Raw genomic sequence first — 22,558 nt, forward strand, 5'->3', positions numbered from 1 at the left:
TTATCTCCGCACGGAATTAAAAATTCACTCTTTATATCAGGGTTTTTATCATAAAAAAAAGTGAATTTCAGATAAATGTACTGTTTAGCTTGAAATTTAAAGCTAATGTTGCCGTTTTAGTAGGGGCAATCCATACTGCCGTGTACTTAATGACAGAAGGAGCTGACTCATGAAGATTTCATTTTCACCCTGTACCCCGCATTCACATCAAAATTCTGTAGCTGCAGTTGAAAGTTTACGAGTATTGATGAGTTCAATGGGTATCAATAAATTCTCCGGGGTACTTGTACCAGAGCAGGAGTATATTCTTTATGTATTAAAAGAACATGAGCCTGAGGGGTTACTTACTCGTGAGTTAGCGGACAAGTGTGAAATGTCAATTTATAAGGTCAGACATTTACTCCTGCCGTTGGAGAAGTATGGTCAGGTGATAAGAATAAAGTTTAATAAGCATCATAAATGGTATTTTTATAATAAAAATATGGACTAAAGGTTATACTAACAAGAGGTTATGATGTTTGCAATAAATATAAGCCTCTTAGGTTTTTTTTTGATTTTTTTTATCTTTTTGATAGTTAATATCTCGCAATTAATAGAGAATATTCTTAATAGTGAAAATTCACACCTCCTAAGTAAAAGGTATTTCGTCTACCCTTTGATCGATAAGCAATTGCCGATAATGACAGATAATTCTTATGGGGGATTTTTAATCGATAGTCGACGGCCCGGAATGACCGTTTTGTTGTGTAAATGATGTTTTTGTTTCTAAAGTGTTAAGTCGACGATATGACCATATGCTGTAATGAGGTTGGCGCGCGGAGACATTTTGTGCTTCTGTACAGCTCTCTTTTTTGCTATATGAATGCGTGTCGGTGGTTAAAAATAAAATAATGTGATCTACTTCAATAATATACATAATGAGATAATATCTTTCTCAAATTTATAATGCTGCAGAGTGCCAGTGGTCGTCATTAAAATGATGGCCACGGATGTCCAGTATGTTGGACAAATCTCATAGCTAAAGTGCGATGCGTTAATTAACTGAGTCAGGTGCCGGGCAATTAGGGTGTTATTTGATATGAAATAATAAAATGGCTGCTTCAGTCACGTTACTGTAGGGCTAAATATTATGGTTACCAAACACTCGAGTTGAGGGAGCACAAATGGCTTACAGAATGATTTTAAACGAAACCTCTTATTTTGGCCCAGGTTCGATTCGCTGTATCGTTGACGAAGTTAAAAAACGCGGCTTCAAAAAAGCGCTGGTGGTCACGGATAAGGATCTGATTCGTTTTAACGTAGCGACAAAAGTTTTTGCTATTCTCGACGAAGCCGGGCTGCCTTACAGCATTTTTGATGAAGTGGTCCCGAATCCCACGATTGAGGTTGTGCAGCAGGGCGTAGAGACGTTTAAACAGTCGGGCGCCGACTACCTGATCGCTATCGGCGGCGGCTCACCGCAGGATACCTGTAAGGCGATAGGCATCATCATTAATAACCCGGAGTTCGCCGACGTCCGCAGTCTGGAAGGCGGGGCGGAGACGAAAAACGCCGCCGTGCCGATGATTGCCATCCCAACCACCGCTGGTACGGCAGCCGAAGTCACCATCAACTACGTGATTACCGACGTACAGAATCGCCGCAAATTTGTTTGCTACGACCCGCACGATATCCCGGTAGTGGCGATCATCGATGCCGACATGATGAGCAGCATGCCGGCCAGCCTGAAGGCGGCGACCGGTGTCGACGCGCTAACCCATGCGATTGAAGGCTACATCACCAAAGGCGCATGGGAACTCACCGACATGCTGCATCTGAAGGCTATCGAGGTGATTGGCCGCTCGCTGCGCGCTTCGGTACAGGGCGAGGCGCAGGGCGCGGAAGGGATGGCGCTGGGGCAGTATATTGCCGGAATGGGCTTCTCAAACGTTGGTCTGGGGCTGGTCCACGGTATGGCCCACCCGCTGGGCGCGTTCTACGGTACGCCGCACGGCGTGGCTAATGCGGTGCTGCTGCCGCATATCATGGCCTACAACGCCGAATATACTGGCGAAAAATATCGCGACATCGCGGTGGCCCTCGGCAACAAGCAGGCGTCAACCCTGCCGATTGCCGAAGCGCGTCAGGCAGCTATTGAGGCGGTGGCGCAGCTGAATCGCGACGTCAATATCCCGGCGCGCCTGCGCGACGTGGGAATGAAAGAAGAGGATATTGATGCTCTGGCCGGCGCGGCCCTTGCGGACGTGTGCACCGGCGGCAACCCGCGTGACACCAGTCTGGAAGAGATTAAAGCGCTGTATCGGCAGATCTTCTAATTTGGCAATCGCAGCGAAGCCGGTAGACATACCGGCTTCGCTGTTCAGAAAGGAACGTTTTCACAGGGCGGGGCGTTAGCCGCCGCCCGGCATAATCATTTCATCAGTTCACGGCGCCAGATAGACCTGCGGAACGGCCGCATCGGGATGTTCCCCCATGCTGACCTCCGCGCCGTACCAGCGGCTGATAATCGGCTGCTGGATCACCTCCTGCGGCGTGCCCTCGGCTACCAGCTTCCCCTGATGCAGCAGCAGAATCCGGTCGGCCCACAGCGCCGCGAGGTTCAGGTCGTGCAGCACTATGCAGACGTGCAGCCGGCTGCTGCAGGTCAGGCGTTTGAGCAGGCGCAGCAGGTGCTGCTGGTAATAGAGATCCAGCGCCGAAGTGGGCTCATCGAGAAACAGCCAGCCCTCGGGGGCGCCATCGCGCCACAGCTGCGCCAGACAGCGGGTCAGCTGCACCCGCTGCTGTTCGCCGCCGGAGAGGGAAGGGTAGCGTCTTCCGGCCAGATGATCGCAGCCGGTCTCTTTCATTACCTGGCAGATCATCTCCTCATTTGCTACGCCGCCCCATGGCGAACGGCCCATGGCGATAACCGTCTCAACCGGCCAGTCGGCGTGAAGCTGGGTACGCTGCAGCATCACCGCCCGGCGGCGGGAAAGCGTTTCTGCCGACCAGCTCTCCAGCGGGCGGCCTTCCACCACCCGTTCGCCACCGTCGGGCGTTAAATAACCGGTCAACAGGCGCAACAGGGTTGATTTACCGGCGCCGTTGGGGCCAATCAATGCCGTCATTCCACCGCCGCAGAGCTGGAGCGAAACATCATGAATAATCTGCCGGTTACCCAGACGCAGCGACAGCGAACGCGCGCTATAGCGGTTATCCATGGGGCCCTTTCTCCCGACGAAAAATCAGCCACAGAAACCACGGCGCGCCGAGTACGCTGGTCAACAGCCCGACCGGCATCTCGGCGGGGGCGGCAACGGTACGCGCCAGCGTGTCGGCCAGCAGCAGTAACATCGCGCCGCACAGCAGCGAACCGGGGACCAGGCCGCGATGGTCCGGCCCCAGCCACATCCGCATCAAATGCGGCACGACCAGTCCGATAAACCCGATAATGCCGCTGATAGCCACCGCCGACGCCACCAGCAATGCGCTGCACAGCAGCAGTAGCCGCTGCAGGGCGCGAACGTTGACGCCGAGGTAGTGCGCTTCTTCATCGCCCAGCTGCAGCAGGTTAAGCCGTGAAGCCATCGCCCACACCACGAGAGAGGCCGGGATCATCAGCGTGGCCGCCACCAGCAGCGTCGACCATTCCGCCTGCCCGAGGCTGCCCATCCCCCAAAGCGAAAGCTGGCGCAGCTGGGTATCGTTGCTGATCCACGCCAGTACCCCGACCAGCGCGCCGCACAGGGCGTTAATGGCGATGCCGACCAGCAGCAGGCGCGAAAGCGAGGCGTCTCCCGCCCGGCTGAGGATAAAAATCACCACCATCACCGCCATGCTGCCGATAAACGCCGCCAGCATCGGGGCGTACAGCGCCACGAGCAGCGGCACCGACAGAGGTAGCACCAGCCAGCAGGCGACCGCCAGCGCCGCGCCGCCGCTGATCCCTAACAGCCCCGGATCGGCGAGGGGGTTGCGAAACAGCCCCTGCATCACGCAGCCGGAGAGCGCCAGCGCGGCGCCGACCAGCAGCGCCAGCAGCACTCGCGGCAAACGAATGGTCAGCCAGATGTTTCTCAGGATCTCGTCGCCGGAGGGCAGCAGGCTGGCCAACGGCAGACGCATGGCGCCCAGGGTGGTGGCGAGTAGCGTGAGGACAATCAGCAGCAGCGTCATTAACCACAGATGCCGGGCAGGGTGGGTGCGCATCAGGGCAACTGCTCCGCTTTTTGCCGCAGCGCGAGCACCGCCAGCGGGGTACGCGGGCCAAAGCCGAGCAGGGCCATATCATCTATCACCAGTACCTGTTTATGGCGTCCCGCTGGCGTTTGCGCCAGTCCCGGCAGCTTCCAGAGCCCGGCTTCGCCGCCCATGCCTTTCAGCCCATCGGCGGAGATCACCACCAGGTCCGGTTTACTTGCGATAACGCCCTCCTGCGACATGCTGCGATAATGGTCGAAGCTCTGCATGGCATTCTCTAACCCGGCCGCCCTGATTGCCCCGTCCGCTGCGGTTTGTTTCCCGGCCACCATGGTATTCATGCCGCCGTGGCTGAGGATAAACAGCACCCGCTTGTTTACAGGCTGGGAAGGAATTTGCGCGATCTGCTGAAGAAGTTTCTGGCGCAGAGCTTTTCCTTCGCTCTGCTTACCGAGGGCGTCGGCAATCACGCCAATTTTTGCTTCGATTGCCGGAAGGTCGTAGCCGCCCGGCACATTGACTACCTTAACCTTATTCTCTGCCACCTTTTTCAGCACCAGCGAGGGCTGTGCCTGGGCGCTGGCCAGCACCAACGTCGGGCGCAGGGAGAGGATCCCCTCGGCATTCAACTGGCGGATATAACCCACATCCGGCAGGCTCTGCGCGGCGGCAGGCCAGGTGCTGGTGCTGTCTTTCGCCACCAGCTGCCGCTGGGCGTCGAGAGCGTAAACCACCTCCGTGACGTCGCCGCCGAGCGACACAATGCGTTCGGCGGCGGCGCTGGCCAACAGCGGAAACGCCGCAAGTAATATCAGCCAGCGCTTCATGCGAGTAGCCCTTCTGTGGTCAAACGATCGACCTGCGCACGCCACTGCGCCTGCTCCGGGTGGCCTTCGCTGCGTTGACCGAACAGCTGTGCGATCTGCGTGCCGTCTTTGGCGAACAGCTCGACGCTGGTGACGTGGCCGTCAGAGGTCGGTTTGCGGGTCACCCAGATCTCATCCACGCTCTCCTCGCGCAGATGCAGGGTAAACGCGATGTTGAAGATATTCAGCCAACCGCGCATCGGGGCGACCTTTTCCAGCGCGCCGGTGAAGATCTGCACGCAGCCGCGGTTGCCGACAAAAATCATGATCTCGTTGCCATCCTGGCGGATGGTTTCCAGCAGGCCCGGCAGCGTCCGGGTGTCAATGCGGCAGGCGAGATCGTCGCTGACCAGGCGGAAAGCCTGCTGGCGCGACAGGTTATATTTTCTCAGCAGGCCGAAGAACTGGTGAACGTCGGTCATGGCCCGCCATTCGTTTTCCAGCGCCTCGCCGTCGGCGGAGTCGGCATATTTCAGCGGAGCGGCGGGGCGAATCGCCAGCGGGGCAGGCGATTGCTGCGTATGCCCGGCAATCAGCGCATCCCAGGCCGCCATGTCGGTATTCCGGGTGGTGTAAACCTTGAGCAGCGCGTCGCCGTGCGGATCGAAGAACTGGATGCTCTGGCGGCCGTTGTCGTTCAGGCGAAAAGCGCTGGCCCACTGGCTGAGAAACAGGCGCAGATCGAGGGCGCGCGGGTTAAGCACCAGCCCGGCGTGGCCGCTCAGATGCTGATGGGTAAATTCGCCGACCTGCTCATGCACCGCGTATTCGTTGCGGCAGATGCATTTGGTTTCCCCCACGGTTTCCAGCGCCGTCAGGATGGCGCGGGCGTCGTCCTGCAGACGTACGGCATCGTAGCCCAGGCGGGCTTCGGTCAGCTCGGCTTCGCTAATCCCCATTTCGGCGGCGATATCGCGGGCGTATTTCGCGGAAGATTGCGCTTTCGTGGTCAGATAGCGCTGCCACAGCGGGGTATGTTGCGGTTGGGTGTTGTGCATAATTCACATCCTTCTCTACGATGAGTTTCCCCGGCGCGCGGCCGGGGAGCAGGTTTCTTATTATTGGCCGGTCAGAAATCGACGTTCACGCCCAGCTGCCAGGTGCGGCCAGGCATCACCGCCAGCGCTCTGTCGTTGGCGTCCTGGTTCGTCGCCGTTTCGATATTGCGGCTGCTCAGATAATCCCAGTATTTACGATCGGTAATGTTGTATACGCCGCCGTTGACGCGCACATTCTTCGCGACCTGCCAGTACGCGGTCCAGTCCAGCATGCCGTAGCCCGGAACGCGCATATACTCGCTGGTCGAATCGGTAATCGCGGAGCCGGAGTTGGTATAGCTTTCGCGGTTGGTGGCGGTGGCGCGCTTGCCCTTAACAAAGGTGGCGGTCAGCGCGGTGCCGTACACTTTTGCCGGATCGTCCCACGCCACGCCGACGATGGCCTTCATTGGCGCGACGCTATCGAGGTCGACGTACTTATCGCCGCTGTAGCTGGATTTCGATTGCCCTTCACTATAGCCGTAAGCGAGGGTGGCGCTCAGGCCGTTAACCTCTTCAAACCAGGTGCCAAAGTTGAATTTAGCGCTGATTTCGCCGCCGTAGATGTACGCTTTATCGCGGTTTTCCGCCTGGTAAATGGTGTAGATGTTCGACGGTACGTTAGTGAACTGCGTCGGATTATTGGCGCGGGTGTAGCGGGTATAGGCGATAAAGTTCTTATAGGTGTTGTAGAACAGCGCGGTACGCATGGTGATGCCATCCGCCACTTCACCCTTCATCCCCCACTCAACGTTATCGCTGGTTTCGGTTTTCAGATCGGTGTTGCCGATCAGCGCATACTGGGCGCGTCCGGCGTAGCTGGAACCGAGGTTCCACGAACCGTAAAGCTGGCTGGCGTTCGGGAACTGCGCGCCGCGCTGATACTGCAGATAAGTCATCAGGCGCGGGGTGATATCGTACTGCAAGACCAGCGACGGCAGTGCCTGGGTATCAGCGTTCTTACCGTACAGATTTGACACGTCGGAACCGGTCAGCACGCTGCTGTTGTTGGCCAAATCGGCGACGTTTTCCGGCCTGGTCGACTGATGCATCACGCGCATGCCCGGGATAACCGCAAAGTTATGGCCGTCGAGGTCGAAGTTAATTTTGTCCTGCAGGAAGCCGGCAACGATATAGCCGCGGCTATCGGCGTCCGGCTGCATAATCTGGCTAAAGGCGCTCGGGGTTGGCGACTGGGTTAACGGCCGCTGGGTTTTCGTTGTGCTGGCGTTAAAACCGGCGCTCAGATCGTGGCGGCCTATCGATTTCGCCAGCGCGCTCTGAATCCCCCAGGTGTCGGTATCGTAGTCGGAGCTCACCGTTTGCATTGCGCGGGTGACGCTGTCCGGCATATAGGTCCAGTCATGGGCCTCGGTATGCTGGTAGTAGACTTTGGTCGATACGCTGTCGATATAGTCGTTCATCGGCGTCCAGTCGTCTTTCAGGCTCAGTCCCCAGCGGCGGGTCTGGCTGGTCTGGTTTGACGTACCGATAACGCTGTTGCCGCTGGAGTCCCAGGCGTCGTAATGCGTGTGGTTCGTTTTATGGTAATAATCGAAGGTGCTGGTGAACTTATGTTCGTCATTCGGCTGCCAGATCCCCGAGGCCATAAAGGCGTTGGAGTGCCAGTTTGCCGGATAGGAATCAACGGTCCCGCTGTTATTCTCCGTCTCCTGACCGTCGCGACGGCTGTAGACGAAGATCCCGCGCAGGGTCTCGTCGCCGCCGGCAACGGTGACGCCGTTGTGCAAGCTGCGATCGGACGAGTCGTAGCCGCTGCGGTAGCCGAAGGCGCTGGTTTTGCCCGGATGCAGATAGTCATCCGCGGATTTCGGGCGGAAAGAGACGTTGCCGCCGATGGCGCTGTTAGCGGTTTCGGTTGATGTCGCCCCGGACTGAATATCGATGCTGCCGTACATATAGGGGTCAATATAGTCGCGACCCATACCGAAGGTATTAAGGCCCGCGCGGCTGGCGTAGCTGCGCCCGGTGGCGTTCGGCTGGGCGATGCCGTCGACGTCGATCCCGACGCGGTTGCTCTCCATGCCGCGTATGTTGTAGCCGGTATAGCCGCCGCGGTCGAAGCCGCTTTTGCCGTTGCCGGAACCGCCGCTGGCGCCGGTGGCGCTAATGAGCGGCTCGTAGCGCATGATCGAGCCAAAGTCGTTGGCCCCTTTATCCTGCAGCTCCTGAGCGCCGATCGAATGTTCGCTGCCCGCTTTCAGCAACGGCGCCGGCGCGGTAACGGTCATCCGTTCCGAGCTGTCATCAGTCGATGCGCTGCTGGTGGTTTTCGCGGTGGTATCAGCCGCCCCGGCGGAAGTCTGATAAATTGCTGTAAGCAAAGAAGTCACCAGCAGGCTTTTCTTGAACCATGCTGTTGATTGAGTGGAGTTATACATAGTAGCCACGCCTTAATCATTATTAGTATTGGCTCACGCGTTACTTCCAGAGTGCAGGTGTGTCCGGTTATTCCGTTACTGGACGTTTTTTCTCCATGCTTATTGATTGCGAATGGTAATGATAGGTATTATCGTTTGCAACAAAATAATCATGTTATCTTCAATTAATCTGCAAGTTGTTTACAATTTGCCCTTTTACCGACAGCGAGAAGCCGATGAGCCATAAAGCCGCGATTACCATCACCTACTGTTCGCAGTGCAACTGGATGCTGCGCGCTAGCTGGATGGCACAGGAACTGCTGCACAGCTTTAGCACCGATATCGCTTCGGTCACGCTGGTTCCGGGAACCGGCGGGATCTTCGTGGTGGCCGTTGATGATGTGCAAATCTGGGAGCGCAAGCAGGATGGCGGTTTCCCCGACGCGGCGGAACTCAAGCGCCGGGTGCGCGATGTGTGCTTCCCGGAAAAACCGCTGGGGCACGTGGATAAACCGGCATAATCCTCAGGGAGTATGGGGCTGCATCGCCCTCTCTTAATGTGTATTATGAATGCATCTTTATCGGGGGGAACAGGCGATGGCGGGCAAACGTATTGCGCGGGAAAAAAAGACCATTAGCAGCATGATTGCGCTCTACCAGCGCCGCTGCCCGGAGGCCCGTGACGATACAGAATACTATCAGGCGCTCAACGGCTATGCCGACAAGCGGCTGGATAGGTGCGTATTTGGCGAAGAAAAGCCCGCCTGCAAGCAGTGCCCGGTGCACTGCTATCAGCCCGCGAAACGCGAAGAGATGAAGCAGATTATGCGCTGGGCGGGGCCGCGGATGCTCTGGCGGCACCCGATCCTGACGATTCGCCACCTGATCGATGACAAACGCCCGGTACCGAAGTTACCGGATAAGTATCGGCCCAAAAAGCCGCAATAAACTCCCCGGCTTGCGCTGTGCTTAGCCGGGCTACAATTCGTGCGGTCTGTAGCCCGGGTAAGGCGTCAGCCGCGACCCGGGGTTTCGCCGGAACGGGCCGTGGTTTTACTATCGCGAACCGACGTCCAGCAATAAACTCCCCGGCTCGCACTGTGCTTAGCCGGGCTACAATTCGTGCGGTCTGTAGCCCGGGTAAGGCGTCAGCCGCGACCCGGGGCTTCGCCTGAACGAGCCGTGGTTTGACTATCGCGAACCGACGTCCAGACAAACGCGATAACGAACAGGACGGTAAACAGCACCACAATGGTCGGCGCCGGGGCGCTGTCGAGATAAAACGACAGCCACACGCCGCCCAGCGAACAGCTTAACGCCATCGCCACCGCCAGCAGCAGGGCGCTGACAAAACGTCGCGTCAGCAGCAGAGCGATCGCCCCCGGCGCTATCAGCAGCGAAATCGACAAAATGATCCCCACCGCTTTCAGCGTCGCCACGATGGTCAGCGCAATCATGCACAGCAACCCATAATGCAGCAGCCCGCAGCGCAATCCGCTGGCCTTCGCCTGCTGCGGATCAAAGGCGTGCAGCAGAAAATCACGCCACTTAAGCCCGATTATCAGCGCAATCGCCAGCGCAATCAGCGACGTTTGTACAATATCGCTGGCGGAAATACCCAGCATGTCGCCAAACAGAATATGATCGAGATGGACCTCCGACTGAATCGACACGTACAGCACCAGGCCCGCGCCAAACATCCCGGAAAAGACGATGCCCATGATGGTATCACGCTTAATGCGGCTGTTATCGTCGAGATAACCGGTGGCGATGGCGCAGAACAGCCCGGCGATAAACGCGCCGATGGCGAAGGGGATACCGAGGATATACGCCACCACTACGCCCGGAAAAACCGCGTGGCTCATGGCATCGCCCATCAGCGCCCAGCCCTTGAGCACCAAAAACACCGACAGCAGCGCGCAGGGGATGGCAACGATCGCCGCCACCAGCATGGCGTTGACCATAAAGGAAAACTGGAAAGGTTCAAGCAGCGCGCTCAGCATGAGGCCTCCCTGGCGCGGCGACGGCTGGCGAGCAGGCCGTGCTTCGGCGCGAAAACAAAAGCGGCTAAAAACAGCAGCGTCTGGGCGACGACGATAATCCCGCCGGTCGCCCCGTCCAGATAGTAGCTCAGCCACGCGCCGAAAAAGCTGGTCAGGCTGCCAATCGCGACGGCAATCGCCAGCAGGCGCGGGAAGCGGTCGGTCAACAGCCAGGCGGTGGCACCGGGGGTCACCACCAGGCAAATCACCAGAAACGCGCCGACGGTCTGCAGCGCCGCCACGGTACAGGCCGCCAGCAGGGTAAAGAACAGCAGCTTCAGCGCGGTGGTATTCAGACCAATGGACCGAGCGTGGTTCTCATCGAAAAAGGTCACCATCAGGTCTTTCCACTTCAGCAGCAGAATCGCCATCGAAATAGAGCCAATCGCTGCCAACTGGATAATATCCTCCGGGGCGATGGCCAGAATATTACCGAGAATAATGGTCTGGATATTCACTGAAGTCGGGTTCAGCGACACCATAAACAGGCCAATACCGAAAAAAGAGGAGAAGATCAGGCCGATAATTGCGTCTTCCTTGAGCTTCGAACGCTGGTTAAGAAACAGCATGCTGCCCGCCGCCAGGCCGCCGGAAAGAAACGCCCCCAGCGCGAAGGGCAGACCGAGCATATAAGCGCCCGCCACGCCGGGCACGATGGAGTGGGAGAGGGCGTCGCCAATCAGCGACCAGCCTTTAAGCATCAGGTAGCAGGAGAGAAACCCGCACACCCCGCCCACCAGCGCCGAGACCCACATCGCGTTCAGCATATAGTGATAACCAAAAGGCTCCAGCAGCCAGCTCATCTTTCGCCTCCCGCCGCCCGACGGCTGATAAACGGCCGCTCATCGTCGGTGATAATCCGCTCTTCCGCGCCGCTCAGCACCACGTGGCGCAGCACGCCGCTAAACGCCAGCTCGAGGTTTTCGGCGGTAAAGGTGCTTTCCGTCGGGCCGCTGGCCAGCACGGTGCCTTTGACCATCACCGTGTAGTCGCAGAACTCGCTTACCGAGCCGAGGTTGTGAGTGGAAACCAGCATGGTGCAGCCTTCGTCGCGCAGTTCCCGCAGCAGCTCGATGATGCGCGCTTCGGTCTGCACGTCGACGCCGGTAAAGGGTTCATCCAGCAGAATGACTTTTCCCTGCTGAGCGATAGCGCGGGCCAGAAACACGCGCTTTTTCTGCCCGCCGGAGAGTTCGCCAATCTGGCGGTGGCGGTACTCGCTCATACCGACCCGCGCCAGGGCGGCGTCGACAATCTCATGGTCGCGCGGTTTGGCCCGCCGCAGCCAGCCCATATGGCCATAGCGCCCCATCATCACCACATCCTCCACCAGCACCGGGAAGGACCAGTCCACCTCTTCCGCCTGCGGAACGTAGGCGACGAGGTTCAGCCGCAGGGCGCGATTAACCGGCTGACCGAGAATCGCAATATCGCCTTTTCCGACGTGCACAAAGCCCATCAGCGCTTTAAACAGCGTCGATTTTCCCGAGCCGTTTACCCCGACCAGCGCCGCGATGGCGCTGCGCGGGACGCTAAACGAAGCATCGCGCAGCGCGGTATGACCGTTGCGCCAGGTGACGCTGACGTTGTTGACCGCGAGGCCCGGCAGCTCGTGACTCATGCCTGTTTCCTTAGTCCGTCGTTGATGCCCTGGACGATGGTTTGGGTGGTGACGCGCAGCAGGTCGAGCCAGGTTGGCACCGGGCCATCGGCGGCGCTCAGAGAGTCGACGTACAGGACGCCGCCGTAGTGAGCGCCGGCCTCCCGGGCCACCTGACGCGCCGGTTTATCGGAAATAGTGCTTTCGCTAAAAATGGTCGGGATGCGCTCTTTCTTCATGGTGTCGATGGTTTTGCGCACCTGCTGCGGGGTACCCTGCTGGTCGGCGTTGATCGGCCACAGATAGAGCTCCTGCAGGCCGTTATCGCGGGCCAGGTAAGAAAACGCGCCCTCGCTGGTCACCAGCCAGCGCTTATCCTTCGGCAGCTTCGCCAGTTCCGCCTTCAGCGGCGCCATGGTCTGGCGGATCTTCTCTTTGTAGGCTTCGGCGTTGTGGCGATAGGCGTCGGCATTTTCAGGATCGTACTTCACCAGCGCGTCGCGAATGTTATCGACATAGATCAGCGCGTTGTCCGCCGACATCCACGCGTGCGGGTTGGGCTTACCGTTATACGGCCCCTCGCTGATGCCCATCGGCTGAATGCCGTTGCTGACCACCACTTCCGGTACGCCGTTCAGGTGCTGATAAAAGCGGGCGAACCACAGTTCAAGGTTCAGGCCGTTGGCGAGAATCAGCTGCGCGCCCTGCGCGCGTTTGATATCGCCGGGCGTCGGCTGATATTCATGGATCTCGGCTCCCGGTTTGGTGATGGAGCTGACGTCGGCGGCGTCGCCCGCGACGTTTTGCGCCATATCGGCGATCACCGTGAAGGTGGTAATCACTTTAAATTTCTCTTGTGCCTGGACGGGGGCGACGGCCAGCAGCGCCAGCGTGGCGGCAAACATCAGATGCTTCAGGGGTGGCAGGTGCAGCATAAGGTCCCTCACAACGTTGCGGTTAATTAATCATCATTTATAGCCATTGCTATGTTATATAGCACAAGCTATTTATAAATGAAAATAATTCTTATTTAGATGTGAGGCGAATGATTAGCGTGCGAACCCGCGGCGGGAGAGGAAAAGGCCCGGCCACGCGGAAGGCCGGACGCTGAAATCAGGAGAGATCGGCCACCGACTGGCGGGGGATCAGGCGGCCCGCCAGCGTGCGCCCTTCGGGAGAGAAGGTGGGGCGCTCGTCAATCAGGTTGCGGATACGCTGCAGGCAGTTCTCCATCAGCTGCTCCAGCGGCCAGGAGATACAGGTCAGCGGCGGATTGAGCAGCGAGGCGAGGGGAGAATCTTCCAGGCTCAGCAGCGAGACCTCCTGCGGTACGGCAACGTTGAACTCGCGCAGCAGGCGCATCGCTTCGGCGGCGTAGCGGTCCCGTTTCACGATAATCACCGAGTATTTACTGAAGCTGTTAATCAGCGTCAGCAGCGCCTGTTCAACGTTATCGTTGGCCGCCAGCATCAGCTGCCGGTTAAAAGGGATGGAGTAGTTTTGCAGGACGTTGCGATAGCCTTCGAGCATCTGGCGGCTGGCGTCATCGCTGTCGTTATCAACGAGCAGCGCGATATTGCGATGGCCCTTGCCGATCACGTAGCGGCAGGCGCTTTCGGTGGCAAAAGCGTAGTCGTAGCCCTGATTATTGACCCCGGCAATGCTGAAGCGGTCAAAGGAGATCACGTTGCGCGGCGCATCCGCCGGGACGGCGCCGAGCACCACCACCGCCACGCACTGGCGCTGTAAATCGTCGACGACCGCCGCCTGTTCCGCCGCATCCGTGACGTACTGAACAATCAGGTTTTTATTCAGCCCCTTCAGCGCTAGCGAGAGCATCGGCAGCAGGCGCGCGCCGCTGCTGTCATCGTTCGCCGGGATCACCAGCCCCACGTGATTGGATGTCTGACTGGCGAGGTTTTGCGCGGCAAAGCTCGGGCGGTAGTTAAGTTCCTCTACCGCGCGCAGCACCGCTTCCCGGCTCTCTTCGCGCACGCCCCGCGTGCCGGTCAGCACGCGGGATACCGTCGCTCGGGAGACATTCGCTAATCTTGAAACATCATCAATGGTTGGCATGGCATTTTCTGTCTGAATATTTTCGCCTAGCTTAGCATACCTGCTGAAAAAAGTGTCTACCGCCGACCGGCTTCAGCGTTGGCCAGAACCGGCAGCCAGGCCGCGCCGCGCACGCCGCTGGCGTCGCCGAAGCGGGCCTGTTTGATCTGCGTTCGGCAGCTGTCGGAAAAGAGATACGGGACAATCGCCGACGGCAGCTGCTCATAGATTTGCCCGACGTTGGAGAGCCCGCCGCCCAGTACAATCACCTGCGGATCGAGGATATTGATTACCGACGCCAGGCTACGGCCGAAAGCGTCAATAAAATGCCGCCAGTGGGCCAGCGCCTGCGGTTCGCCGTTTTGCGCGGCGGCGATAATCGCTTCCGCAGGCGCCTGCTCGCCGTAGCGGCGGGCAAAGCCGGTACCGGAGATAAAGCTTTCGATGCAATTTTCTTTGCCGCAGTAGCAGGGCTGCGCCGGGCCGTCGCGCTCGGGGCAATAGCCCGGCAGAGGATTGTGTCCCCATTCGCCAGCGATGGCGTTAGGCCCGCTGAGCAGCCGTTGGTTCACCGCAACGCCGCCGCCGCAGCCGGTACCGATGATAACGCCGAATACGGTCGTTGCCCCCGCGCCCGCGCCGTCCACCGCCTCAGAGAGGGTGAAGCAGTCGGCATCGTTCGCCATCCATACCGGTTGACCGAGCTCCCGCATCAGGTCATGACGCAGGTCGTGGCCGTTGAGTACCAGACAGTTACAGTTTTTAATCAGGCCGCTTTGCGGGTCGATAGCCCCCGGCAGGCCGATGCCGAGAGTAAACGGCCGTTCGCTCCAGTCGCGGACGGTCGCAATCAGTCCGAGCAGCTGCTGCATAAACGCCTGATAGCTCTCTTTATGCGTCGGACGGCGCTGGCGATAGACGCATTCGCCCGCCGCGTTGAGCAGGACGGCTTCCATTTTGGTGCCGCCAATGTCTAAACCCAGATGTAGCATGGTTGTCCTTAATCGTGGTTGCCGGTTTTCTCCGAGAGGGAGCTACGCGTGCAGTTCAGGTAGCCCGGCTAAGCGCAGCGCGAGCCGGGAAGTCAGCCAGCCAGGTGACATGAGCATTTACCGTTTTCCCGGGTTGCGGCGTAAACGCCTTACCCGGGCTACGTCATCTCCTCTCCCCCGGAGAGGGGGAACCCTACGCGTGCAGCGGTCGCGAGCGGTAAATGGCGATCAGTTCGCCGATCAGCTCTTTCGCCAGAATCGAGGTCATCAGATGATCCTGAGCGTGAACCATCACCAGAGTCATTTTGGTTTTACCCTCGCCTTCGTCGGCCTCAATCAGCTGGGTCTGCACCAGATGCGCCTCGCGGGCAAAATGCGCCGCTTCTTTCATTTTTTCGTCGGCGGTGGCGAAATCACCCGCTTTAGCGCAGCTCAGCGCTTCGTAACAGAGACTACGCGACTGCCCGGCGTTGATGATGATACCCATTACCTGTTCTTCTAATTCCATGACAAACCTCTGAATAGTATGAATTATGCGGACTGCGGCGCGCTTTCGGCCTGGGCCGCCGCGTTAGCGTGCTCCTGCTCCAGCAGCTGTTTTTCGTAGGCCTTGAGGAACGGCAGGTACATCACCATCGCCGTCGCCATGCAAATCAGGCACATGATCACCGGGCTAAAGCTCCAGTTCGCCGCCCACGAGGCGCCGATAGGGGCCGGCGTCGTCCACGGCGTCATCGACACCACGCGGCTCACCAGGTCCAGCTTCAGCGCAAAGTAGGCCAGGGTTGCGTTGATCATCGGCACCAGCACGAACGGCAGGAAGAACAGCGGATTCATAATGATCGGCGCGCCAAACAGAATCGGCTCGTTGATGTTAAATACGCCCGGCACCACGCCCATCCGGCCAATCGTCCGCAGATGCACCGCCTTACTGCGCAGCAGCATCAAAGCCAGCGGCAGGGTGGAGCCGACGCCGCCGATCAGCAGATAGTGATCCCAGAAGCCCTGGACGTAGATATGCGGGATCGCGGTGCCTGCGGCCATCGCCGCCTGGTTGATCGACAGGTTCGCCATCCAGAACGGGTTCATAATCCCGGTGACGATCAGCGCCCCGTGGATCCCGGCAAACCACAGCACCTGACACACCAGCACCGACAGCAGAATCGCCGGTAGGGTATCGGACGCCGCCACCAGCGGTTTCACCAGCGACATGATCGCTTCCGGGATGATCATGCCCAGCTGCGCTTCGATAAACAGGTTCAGCGGATGCAGCGTCAGCACGATCGCCAGCACCGGGATCAGGATCTCAAACGAGCGCGCCACGCCAGCCGGCACTTCCGGCGGCAGACGGATCGTAATATTGTGGCGCTTGAGGAAGGCGTACAGCTCGGTAGAGTAAATCGCCACCAGAATTGCGGTGAAGATCCCCTGGCCGGAGAAGTAGGCGGTGGAGATCTGGCCATCTTTCAGCGGCGCGGCCACCAGCAGGAACGACATCAGCGACAGCATCCCGGCGGTCAGCGAGTCCAGATTGTGGTGTTTCGCCAGGCTGGCGGCGATCCCGACGGCGATAAACAGCGTCATCACCCCCATGCTGAAGTTAAACGGCAGCATCAGCGCATCGCGATGATCGAGAGAAAATTGCAGCCAGGCGCGGGCAAATCCCCACGTCGTATCCGGGGAAAACGGCGGGAAGATAAAGACCAGCAAAAACGAGCCGACGATCATAAAGGGCAGGGCGGTAATAAAACCGTCGCGAATGGAGGTGACGTATTTTTGTTGGCCGATCGCCCCCGCCATAGGCGTGATCTTCTGTTCAATCACGGCGATCAGCTTCGCGTACAGAGAGCTCATGATCTTTCCTTAGTTTTTGTTATCGATAAGGGAAAGCGCGAAATCCAGTACGGCGCCGCCTTTCTGCATGCCGTAATCCATCATGTTGATGGGTTCCACGCGGATACCGTATTTATCAGCCTGCTTTTGCAGATCTTTCTGCATGTATTTCACCTGCGGCCCCAGCAGGACCACTTGGTAATGGCCAACCTGTTGATCGAATTCCGCGACGCCGAAGGCGTTGATCTCCACCGGCAGACCGCGCTGCTCGGCTTCGGCGATCATTTTTTTCACCAGCAGGCTGGTGGACATGCCCGCGGAACAGCACAACATTATCTTTTTCATATATCGCTCCTGATGAGATGGATGCGCCGACTATAGTCATAATGGATATAAAACGGAAAGCGCTTTCCGTTTGTGGATTTATTTATTGTGACCACGATCACCTATGGCGGGCTTTTACTTTATCCGGGAGTTCGCGATCATCCTGGCGATAAACTATTCCTATAAGGCAGGACTATGAACATTCAGTTGATGAATGTTGTCGTCGACATCATCGAGCAGCGGCTGGCGCCGCTGGCTAACGTTCTGACGCGCAATAACCATATTACGGCGATGCGCGACAGCTTTGCGCTGGCGATGCCGTTTGTGATTGTCGGAAGTTTGCTGGTGCCGATTTTGTTTCCGCCCGTTTCCATCGACGGCGCATCGGCTTTCGGCCAGTTCTATTTCCAGCTGCGGCCCATTCTGCTGCCAACCTTTGAATTGACTATCGGGCTGGTGGCGCTGATTGTGGCCTTCGGCGCCAGCGCCAGCCTTGCCAAGCAGTACCGGCTGCCGGAGCGGCTCTGCGGGCTGACCGGCTGCCTGGCGTTTTTGCTGTTTATCGGCTTTCGCGACAACGGCGCAACCAATATTTTCCTCGGCGGAATGGGGATTTTTACCGCACTGATTTCAAGCACTTACTCGATTGAAATCGTGCGCTTTTTCTATAAGAAAGGCTGGTGCATCCGCCTGCCGGAAGAGGTGCCGGTGATGACCCGCAACGGCTTTCAGCTGCTGATCCCGCTGCTGGTGGTGATGCTCTCTATTAGCGTCATCAACGCGCTGCTGCTGCAGAGCACCGGGCGCATTTTACCGGAGCTGATTAGCGAAGCGGTGCGGCCGCTGGTGGTGGCGTCCGATACCTTAACCGCGGTATTAATTTCTTTATTTATCTGCAACCTGCTTTGGTTTGTCGGCATTCACGGGGCGCTGATTATCACCGGGATTATGAACCCGTTCTGGATGACCTATCTGTTTGAAAACCAGCAGGCGCTGGCCGCCGGTTCCGCCACGCTGCCGCATATCTACCTGCAGGGATTCTGGGATTTCTACCTGCTAATCGGCGGTATCGGCTCCACCCTGCCGCTGGTGTTTATGGCGATGCGCAGCCGTTCGCGGCAGCTGAAAAGCGTGGGGAAAATTGGCCTGCTGCCCTCGCTGTTTAACATCAATGAGCCGATACTGTTCGGCTTTCCGATTATCATGAACCCGGTTTTCCTGCTGCCGTTTCTTTTCGTACCGCTGATAAATGCCTGTATCGCCTGGTATTTAACCCATCTTGGGGTTCTCGATCGGGCGGTGGCGATGCTGCCGTGGTCGATGCCGGCGCCGCTCGGCGCGGCGTGGTCAGCCAACGGCAGCTGGAAAAACCTCTGCATGTGCCTGTTCGCCATTTTTAATGCCTGGATGCTCTATCGTCCGTTCTTCAAGGTCTATGAACGGCAGCTCGCCGACGCCGAACGCTAAGCTTTTCCCCTGCCTGCCACAGCCCGCCGCGCGCGGGCTTTTTTATTTCCGCTTAAAGATGTGATCTAAATCACGAATATTTGCCCGCTATCGTTAAATTTGTGAACTCATCCGGCAATTACGGAAAGCGATTTCCGTTTGCGGATGTACATTTCCAATTTTGATCCGTAAATTTCCTCCCGTTCTCAGGCAGTGTTAATAAAAAAATAACCAAGGATAAAAAATGATCAGGCTAAATCATTCAATACCTCTGTCTTTACTCGCCCTCGCGGTGATGAGCGACTGCGCCATCGCCGATCCGAAGTACGATTTTATGCTCCACGGCTATATCCGTTCGGGGATCCTCGCCAACGCCGACGGTAACCGCGCCGACTCCGTTGGCCTGATGCCGGACGGCAAGTGGCGTCTGGGCAACGAAGAGGACACCAAGATCGAACTGATCCCGACGGTGACGTTAACCTCGGACACCGGCGTGGTGGCTAAAGTCCAGGCCAACATTACCCATCAGTCGAAATGCACCTCAGACTGGAACTGCCAGGATGACGACGGGCATGATGTGCAGTTCCGTGAAGGTTTTGCCGAACTGTCAAACCTCGACTTCGCCCCGGAAATGACCTTCTGGGCCGGTAAGCGCTACAGCAGCTCCAACACCTCCAGCCACCAGTTCGACTGGGAGTACATTCAGTACAACGGTACCGGCGGCGGCTTCGACAACATGGATCTCGGCTTCGCGCGCTTCGATGCCGGGGTTTACGCCTTCTCGCCGACGGATGAAACCAAAGCCTACCCGGTCGACAAAGGCGATCAGGGCTATCCGGATGACTACTCGCTCAACCTGTGGCTGAAAAAGATCGGCGGCACCGGCTTCGATCTTGAGCTGATTGGCCACCACATGAACCGCAACGAGAAGCACCCGACCTCGGCGGAGAAGGGCTACGGCGTGACCGGCGTTTACAACTTTGACGGCTTTTACGGCCTGACCGGCGGCTACTCTCGCGTGGTCTTCCAGTACGGGCGCGGCCTGGCGGCGGGAGACTCGCTGGGTAAAAACGGCTGGGGCTGGGCAAACCTCGACGATACCCAGTCCTGGCGCGTGGTGCTGGATAACATGGCCTCGCTCGGCGACTGGGAAATCTCCACGTTCGCCTACTATCAGAAAGACAAAAACTACCGCTGGTGGACGGAAGACGCCGAAGGCTGGGGGCGCACCAGTTGGGTGGCGGGGATTCGCCCGTACCAGCAGATCACCAAAAACTTCGCCATGCAGTACGAGCTGGGCTACGAATATCTCGACGATAAAAACTACAAAGGCGTGGACGGTAAAGGCAAAGGCGGCCTGACGAAAGTGACCATCGCGCCGACCCTGACCTTTGATTCCGGCTTCTGGACTCGCCCGCAGCTGCGCTTCTTTGTGACTTACGCGAAGTGGGATAAAGGGGTGTCCGACGCGCTGGACGGCAACTACGACTGGAGCACCAATACCCTTTCCGCCGGTAGCTACTCGCGCAGCGGCGACACCGATACGCTGAACTTCGGCGTGCAGGCCGAAGTCTGGTTCTAAGGAGAGATAACGATGATTAAGCCGGTGAAAAAACTGATGCTCGTCGCGCTGCTTTCGGCGCTGGGAAGCGCAGGCGCGATGGCCGCGGAGCAGTCGCACTTTGAACACTTTATTACCCGCGACGGCGCAACGTTAAAAGATGGCGACAAGGTGTTCCGCTTTGCGGGCATTCATGCGCCGGAACTGCACCGTATCGAGGATGATGCGCGCGGTACCTGCAAGGCCGACTCGCGCGGCTGGGGGCAATATTTCCGCTGGCCGACGGCGGAGGAACAGGAAAACTGGATTAAAGCGCTCGTGCAAACCGGCGCCAGGGCGCAGCGGGTATACGTGCTCTCGGTGCAGCAGACGTTTGACGAGGCCTGCGGTCGCGAAACCCATATTCAGGCCCCGGAAACCGCCGACGGCATGCCGCGCCTGAATGAAAAGGCAATGCGGGTATACGACAACATGATCGCCGAGGCGGACAAACAGGGGCTGCGCCTGATCCTGCCGTTTATCGATCACTGGTGGTGGTGGGGCGGTCGCGAGCAGCTGGCGGCGTTCTACCACGAAAAGCCGGAGGATTTTTACCGTACCGACAGTAAAACCTTCAAGGCCTATCTTGACGTGATTCGCCAGGTCATCACCCGTACCAACAGCGTGACCGGTCGTCCTTATTACGACGAAAAAGCGATTATGGCCTGGGAGACCGGCAACGAACTGGAAGACACCAACGCGGCGTTTCTTCAACAGACCGCCGCGTGGATCAAAAAGTGGGCGCCGCATCAGCTGGTGGTGGATGGCACCTACAAGAAAATTAACGGGTTTGCGCTCAACGATCCCCATGTCGATATCGTCAGCAACCACTACTACACCAATGCCGATAACAACCATCCCGATCAGGTGAAAAAAGACCTGACGGCGGCGGCGGGTAAGAAAGTCTATATGGTGGGCGAATTCGGCCTGCTGGACGCGCAGCAGCTTAACGCCATTATGCAGTCGATCGTCCATAGCGAAGTCAACGGCGCGCAGGCGGCGGGCGGGCTGATTTGGGGCTTCCGCGGTCATCGTCACGACGGCGGCTTCTACTGGCACAAAGAGTCCACCGGTCACTATAGCTACCATCTGCCGGGCTTCCCGGTCGAAGGTAAGGCCAACCAGGAGATGGAGGTGGTCGACCTGGTGCGTACCGCCGCGGCGCAGATGAACGGGCAGGAGAAAGCGCCGCCGCTGCCGAAACCTGACGCGCCGACGCTGCGGCCGACGGATTCACCCTTTGCGATCAACTGGCTGGGGGCGGCGGTAGGGCGCGCCTACGATGTTGAGCGCGCCGATTCGCCATCCGGGCCGTGGAAGGTGGTGGGGCGCGACATTGCCGACGGCGTTAACGAGTGGAACCCGCAGACGATGGATCTGTTCCGCGATGACTATCGCAGTCTGCGGCTGGGGAATACGTACTATTACCGCGTCATCGCTAAAAACGAGAGCGGCAGTTCATCGCCTTCGAACGTGATTAGCGTGAAGCATACCCAGGCGAATAAGGCGCCGGTAGTCGCGCTGGCGGAGACGCTCACCACCAGCCAGGACCAGGGCGTGCAGCTCAGCGCGAGCTGGCGCGATGACGCCCTCCCGGACCGCAACGTGACGGTGAGCTGGAGCAACGGCGGCAGCGCGCAGGCCCACTTCTGCGCGACGGATAAAGCCGAAACCCGCGCCTGGTTCAGCGCTCCCGGTGAATACGCGCTGACTTTTAGCGCCGATGACGGCCTGCTCAAAAGCAGCAAAACCGTTAAGGTCACGGTGACGGAAGCCGTCGGTAAAGTTCCCGCCGACTACTGCCGTTTTGGCGGCGGGGTATTGAACGTGACCGATGGCAAAATTGAGGCGGCGAAAAGTGAGAAAGACGCGCTGACGATTGACGAAGAGGGCTTCCTCGGGCCGTTCGCCAACGACGGGGATAAGGTCAGCTGGCAGGTTTCCGCGCCGTGGGCCGGCAAGTATCAGCTGCGGGTGACGTTCAGCGGCAAATGGGGCGGCAAGAAAAACTCGTTTATCGTCAACGACGGCGCGCCAATCGCGGTTGAATTCCCGCAGACCGATGAACAGGGCCAGCAGCTGCAGGTGCCGGTTGAGCTGAAGGCCGGCGATAACCGCATCGACTTCGGTAAATTTGCCGGCGACTGGGGCTACATGTTTATCAAATCGATTGAAGTGGTTGCAGAGTAGTGCTTATTGG

21 protein-coding genes are annotated in these 22,558 nt (G+C 58.2%); 7 read left to right on the forward strand and 14 right to left on the reverse strand.

The features are described from left to right. The first annotated feature begins 169 nt into the window (after positions 1 to 169). A complete protein-coding gene (locus HMPREF1144_RS00545) occupies positions 170 to 490 on the forward strand; it encodes a FaeA/PapI family transcriptional regulator (RefSeq protein ID WP_004853563.1) in 321 nt (106 codons plus the stop codon). 673 nt (positions 491 to 1,163) lie between these two features. Beyond that, a complete protein-coding gene (fucO, locus tag HMPREF1144_RS00555) occupies positions 1,164 to 2,315 on the forward strand; it encodes a lactaldehyde reductase (RefSeq protein WP_009651616.1) in 1,152 nt (383 codons plus the stop codon). A gap of 108 nt (positions 2,316 to 2,423) precedes the next feature. Here fucO and HMPREF1144_RS00560 read toward each other — a convergent pair whose 3' ends face one another. The 5 genes from HMPREF1144_RS00560 to HMPREF1144_RS00580 form a co-directional block, all read right to left on the reverse strand. Further along, positions 2,424 to 3,203 (reverse strand): heme ABC transporter ATP-binding protein, encoded by a 780-nt coding sequence (locus HMPREF1144_RS00560; protein ID WP_009651537.1) that lies wholly within the window; start codon positions 3,201 to 3,203, stop codon positions 2,424 to 2,426. Next, the gene (locus HMPREF1144_RS00565) at positions 3,196 to 4,191 is read right to left on the reverse strand and encodes a FecCD family ABC transporter permease (protein ID WP_009651562.1); all 996 of its coding nucleotides are present in this window, start codon (positions 4,189 to 4,191) and stop codon (positions 3,196 to 3,198) included. Before HMPREF1144_RS00565 ends, HMPREF1144_RS00560 begins: the two co-directional genes overlap by 8 nt. After that, positions 4,191 to 5,009: a heme/hemin ABC transporter substrate-binding protein gene (locus HMPREF1144_RS00570; protein ID WP_004853558.1), complete on the reverse strand. Its 819-nt coding sequence runs from the start codon at positions 5,007 to 5,009 to the stop codon at positions 4,191 to 4,193. Before HMPREF1144_RS00570 ends, HMPREF1144_RS00565 begins: the two co-directional genes overlap by 1 nt. After that, positions 5,006 to 6,046, reverse strand: a complete 1,041-nt coding sequence (locus HMPREF1144_RS00575) for a hemin-degrading factor (RefSeq protein ID WP_009651602.1) — start codon at positions 6,044 to 6,046, stop codon at positions 5,006 to 5,008. Before HMPREF1144_RS00575 ends, HMPREF1144_RS00570 begins: the two co-directional genes overlap by 4 nt. A 71-nt stretch (positions 6,047 to 6,117) precedes the next feature. Next, positions 6,118 to 8,487, reverse strand: a complete 2,370-nt coding sequence (locus HMPREF1144_RS00580) for a TonB-dependent receptor domain-containing protein (RefSeq protein ID WP_009651590.1) — start codon at positions 8,485 to 8,487, stop codon at positions 6,118 to 6,120. A 215-nt stretch (positions 8,488 to 8,702) separates the two neighbouring features. On the opposite strand from HMPREF1144_RS00580, the gene HMPREF1144_RS00585 reads away from it, so the two are divergent. Together HMPREF1144_RS00585 and HMPREF1144_RS00590 are read left to right on the forward strand one after the other, a co-directional pair. Beyond that, a complete protein-coding gene (locus HMPREF1144_RS00585) occupies positions 8,703 to 8,987 on the forward strand; it encodes a SelT/SelW/SelH family protein (RefSeq protein WP_004853555.1) in 285 nt (94 codons plus the stop codon). A gap of 76 nt (positions 8,988 to 9,063) precedes the next feature. Beyond that, positions 9,064 to 9,414, forward strand: coding sequence for a nitrous oxide-stimulated promoter family protein (locus HMPREF1144_RS00590; RefSeq protein ID WP_042926683.1), 351 nt, complete (start codon positions 9,064 to 9,066; stop codon positions 9,412 to 9,414). A gap of 200 nt (positions 9,415 to 9,614) precedes the next feature. Here HMPREF1144_RS00590 and sitD read toward each other — a convergent pair whose 3' ends face one another. The 9 genes from sitD to HMPREF1144_RS00635 form a co-directional block, all read right to left on the reverse strand. Next, positions 9,615 to 10,469: an iron/manganese ABC transporter permease subunit SitD gene (gene sitD / locus HMPREF1144_RS00595; protein ID WP_009651625.1), complete on the reverse strand. Its 855-nt coding sequence runs from the start codon at positions 10,467 to 10,469 to the stop codon at positions 9,615 to 9,617. Beyond that, complete coding sequence (gene sitC / locus HMPREF1144_RS00600; protein WP_009651543.1) at positions 10,463 to 11,311, reverse strand: iron/manganese ABC transporter permease subunit SitC; 849 nt, start codon at positions 11,309 to 11,311, stop codon at positions 10,463 to 10,465. The genes sitD and sitC overlap by 7 nt, the downstream gene beginning before the upstream one ends. Beyond that, a complete protein-coding gene (locus HMPREF1144_RS00605; RefSeq protein WP_009651588.1) occupies positions 11,308 to 12,129 on the reverse strand; it encodes a manganese/iron ABC transporter ATP-binding protein in 822 nt (273 codons plus the stop codon). The genes sitC and HMPREF1144_RS00605 overlap by 4 nt, the downstream gene beginning before the upstream one ends. After that, positions 12,126 to 13,043: a metal ABC transporter substrate-binding protein gene (locus tag HMPREF1144_RS00610; RefSeq protein ID WP_004853549.1), complete on the reverse strand. Its 918-nt coding sequence runs from the start codon at positions 13,041 to 13,043 to the stop codon at positions 12,126 to 12,128. Before HMPREF1144_RS00610 ends, HMPREF1144_RS00605 begins: the two co-directional genes overlap by 4 nt. 178 nt (positions 13,044 to 13,221) lie before the next feature. Further along, positions 13,222 to 14,184, reverse strand: coding sequence for a LacI family DNA-binding transcriptional regulator (locus tag HMPREF1144_RS00615; RefSeq protein WP_004124158.1), 963 nt, complete (start codon positions 14,182 to 14,184; stop codon positions 13,222 to 13,224). Positions 14,185 to 14,240: 56 nt separating this feature from the next. Then, on the reverse strand, positions 14,241 to 15,155 hold the full coding sequence (locus tag HMPREF1144_RS00620) for an ROK family protein (RefSeq protein ID WP_009651610.1): 915 nt from the start codon (positions 15,153 to 15,155) through the stop codon (positions 14,241 to 14,243). A 193-nt stretch (positions 15,156 to 15,348) separates the two neighbouring features. Then, a complete protein-coding gene (locus HMPREF1144_RS00625) occupies positions 15,349 to 15,663 on the reverse strand; it encodes a PTS lactose/cellobiose transporter subunit IIA (RefSeq protein ID WP_004853544.1) in 315 nt (104 codons plus the stop codon). A 23-nt stretch (positions 15,664 to 15,686) separates the two neighbouring features. Then, positions 15,687 to 17,009 carry a PTS cellobiose transporter subunit IIC gene (locus HMPREF1144_RS00630; RefSeq protein WP_004134311.1) on the reverse strand — a complete coding sequence of 441 codons (1,323 nt, stop codon included), beginning with the start codon at positions 17,007 to 17,009 and terminating at the stop codon, positions 15,687 to 15,689. Between the two features lie 9 nt (positions 17,010 to 17,018). After that, the gene (locus HMPREF1144_RS00635; RefSeq protein ID WP_004104871.1) at positions 17,019 to 17,333 is read right to left on the reverse strand and encodes a PTS sugar transporter subunit IIB; all 315 of its coding nucleotides are present in this window, start codon (positions 17,331 to 17,333) and stop codon (positions 17,019 to 17,021) included. A 174-nt stretch (positions 17,334 to 17,507) separates the two neighbouring features. Between HMPREF1144_RS00635 and HMPREF1144_RS00640 the strand changes: the two genes are divergently transcribed. The 3 genes from HMPREF1144_RS00640 (at position 17,508) to HMPREF1144_RS00650 (ending at position 22,548) form a co-directional block, all read left to right on the forward strand. Continuing rightward, the gene (locus HMPREF1144_RS00640) at positions 17,508 to 18,779 is read left to right on the forward strand and encodes a PTS cellobiose transporter subunit IIC (protein WP_009651627.1); all 1,272 of its coding nucleotides are present in this window, start codon (positions 17,508 to 17,510) and stop codon (positions 18,777 to 18,779) included. A 223-nt stretch (positions 18,780 to 19,002) separates the two neighbouring features. Further along, the gene (locus HMPREF1144_RS00645) at positions 19,003 to 20,340 is read left to right on the forward strand and encodes a maltoporin (protein WP_009651545.1); all 1,338 of its coding nucleotides are present in this window, start codon (positions 19,003 to 19,005) and stop codon (positions 20,338 to 20,340) included. A gap of 15 nt (positions 20,341 to 20,355) precedes the next feature. Then, positions 20,356 to 22,548 (forward strand): CBM35 domain-containing protein, encoded by a 2,193-nt coding sequence (locus tag HMPREF1144_RS00650; protein ID WP_186385423.1) that lies wholly within the window; start codon positions 20,356 to 20,358, stop codon positions 22,546 to 22,548. The last annotated feature ends 10 nt before the right edge of the window (positions 22,549 to 22,558 follow it).

It is taken from the genome of Klebsiella sp. OBRC7, assembly GCF_000293135.1.
GTDB classification, from domain to species: Bacteria; Pseudomonadota; Gammaproteobacteria; order Enterobacterales; family Enterobacteriaceae; genus Klebsiella; species Klebsiella michiganensis.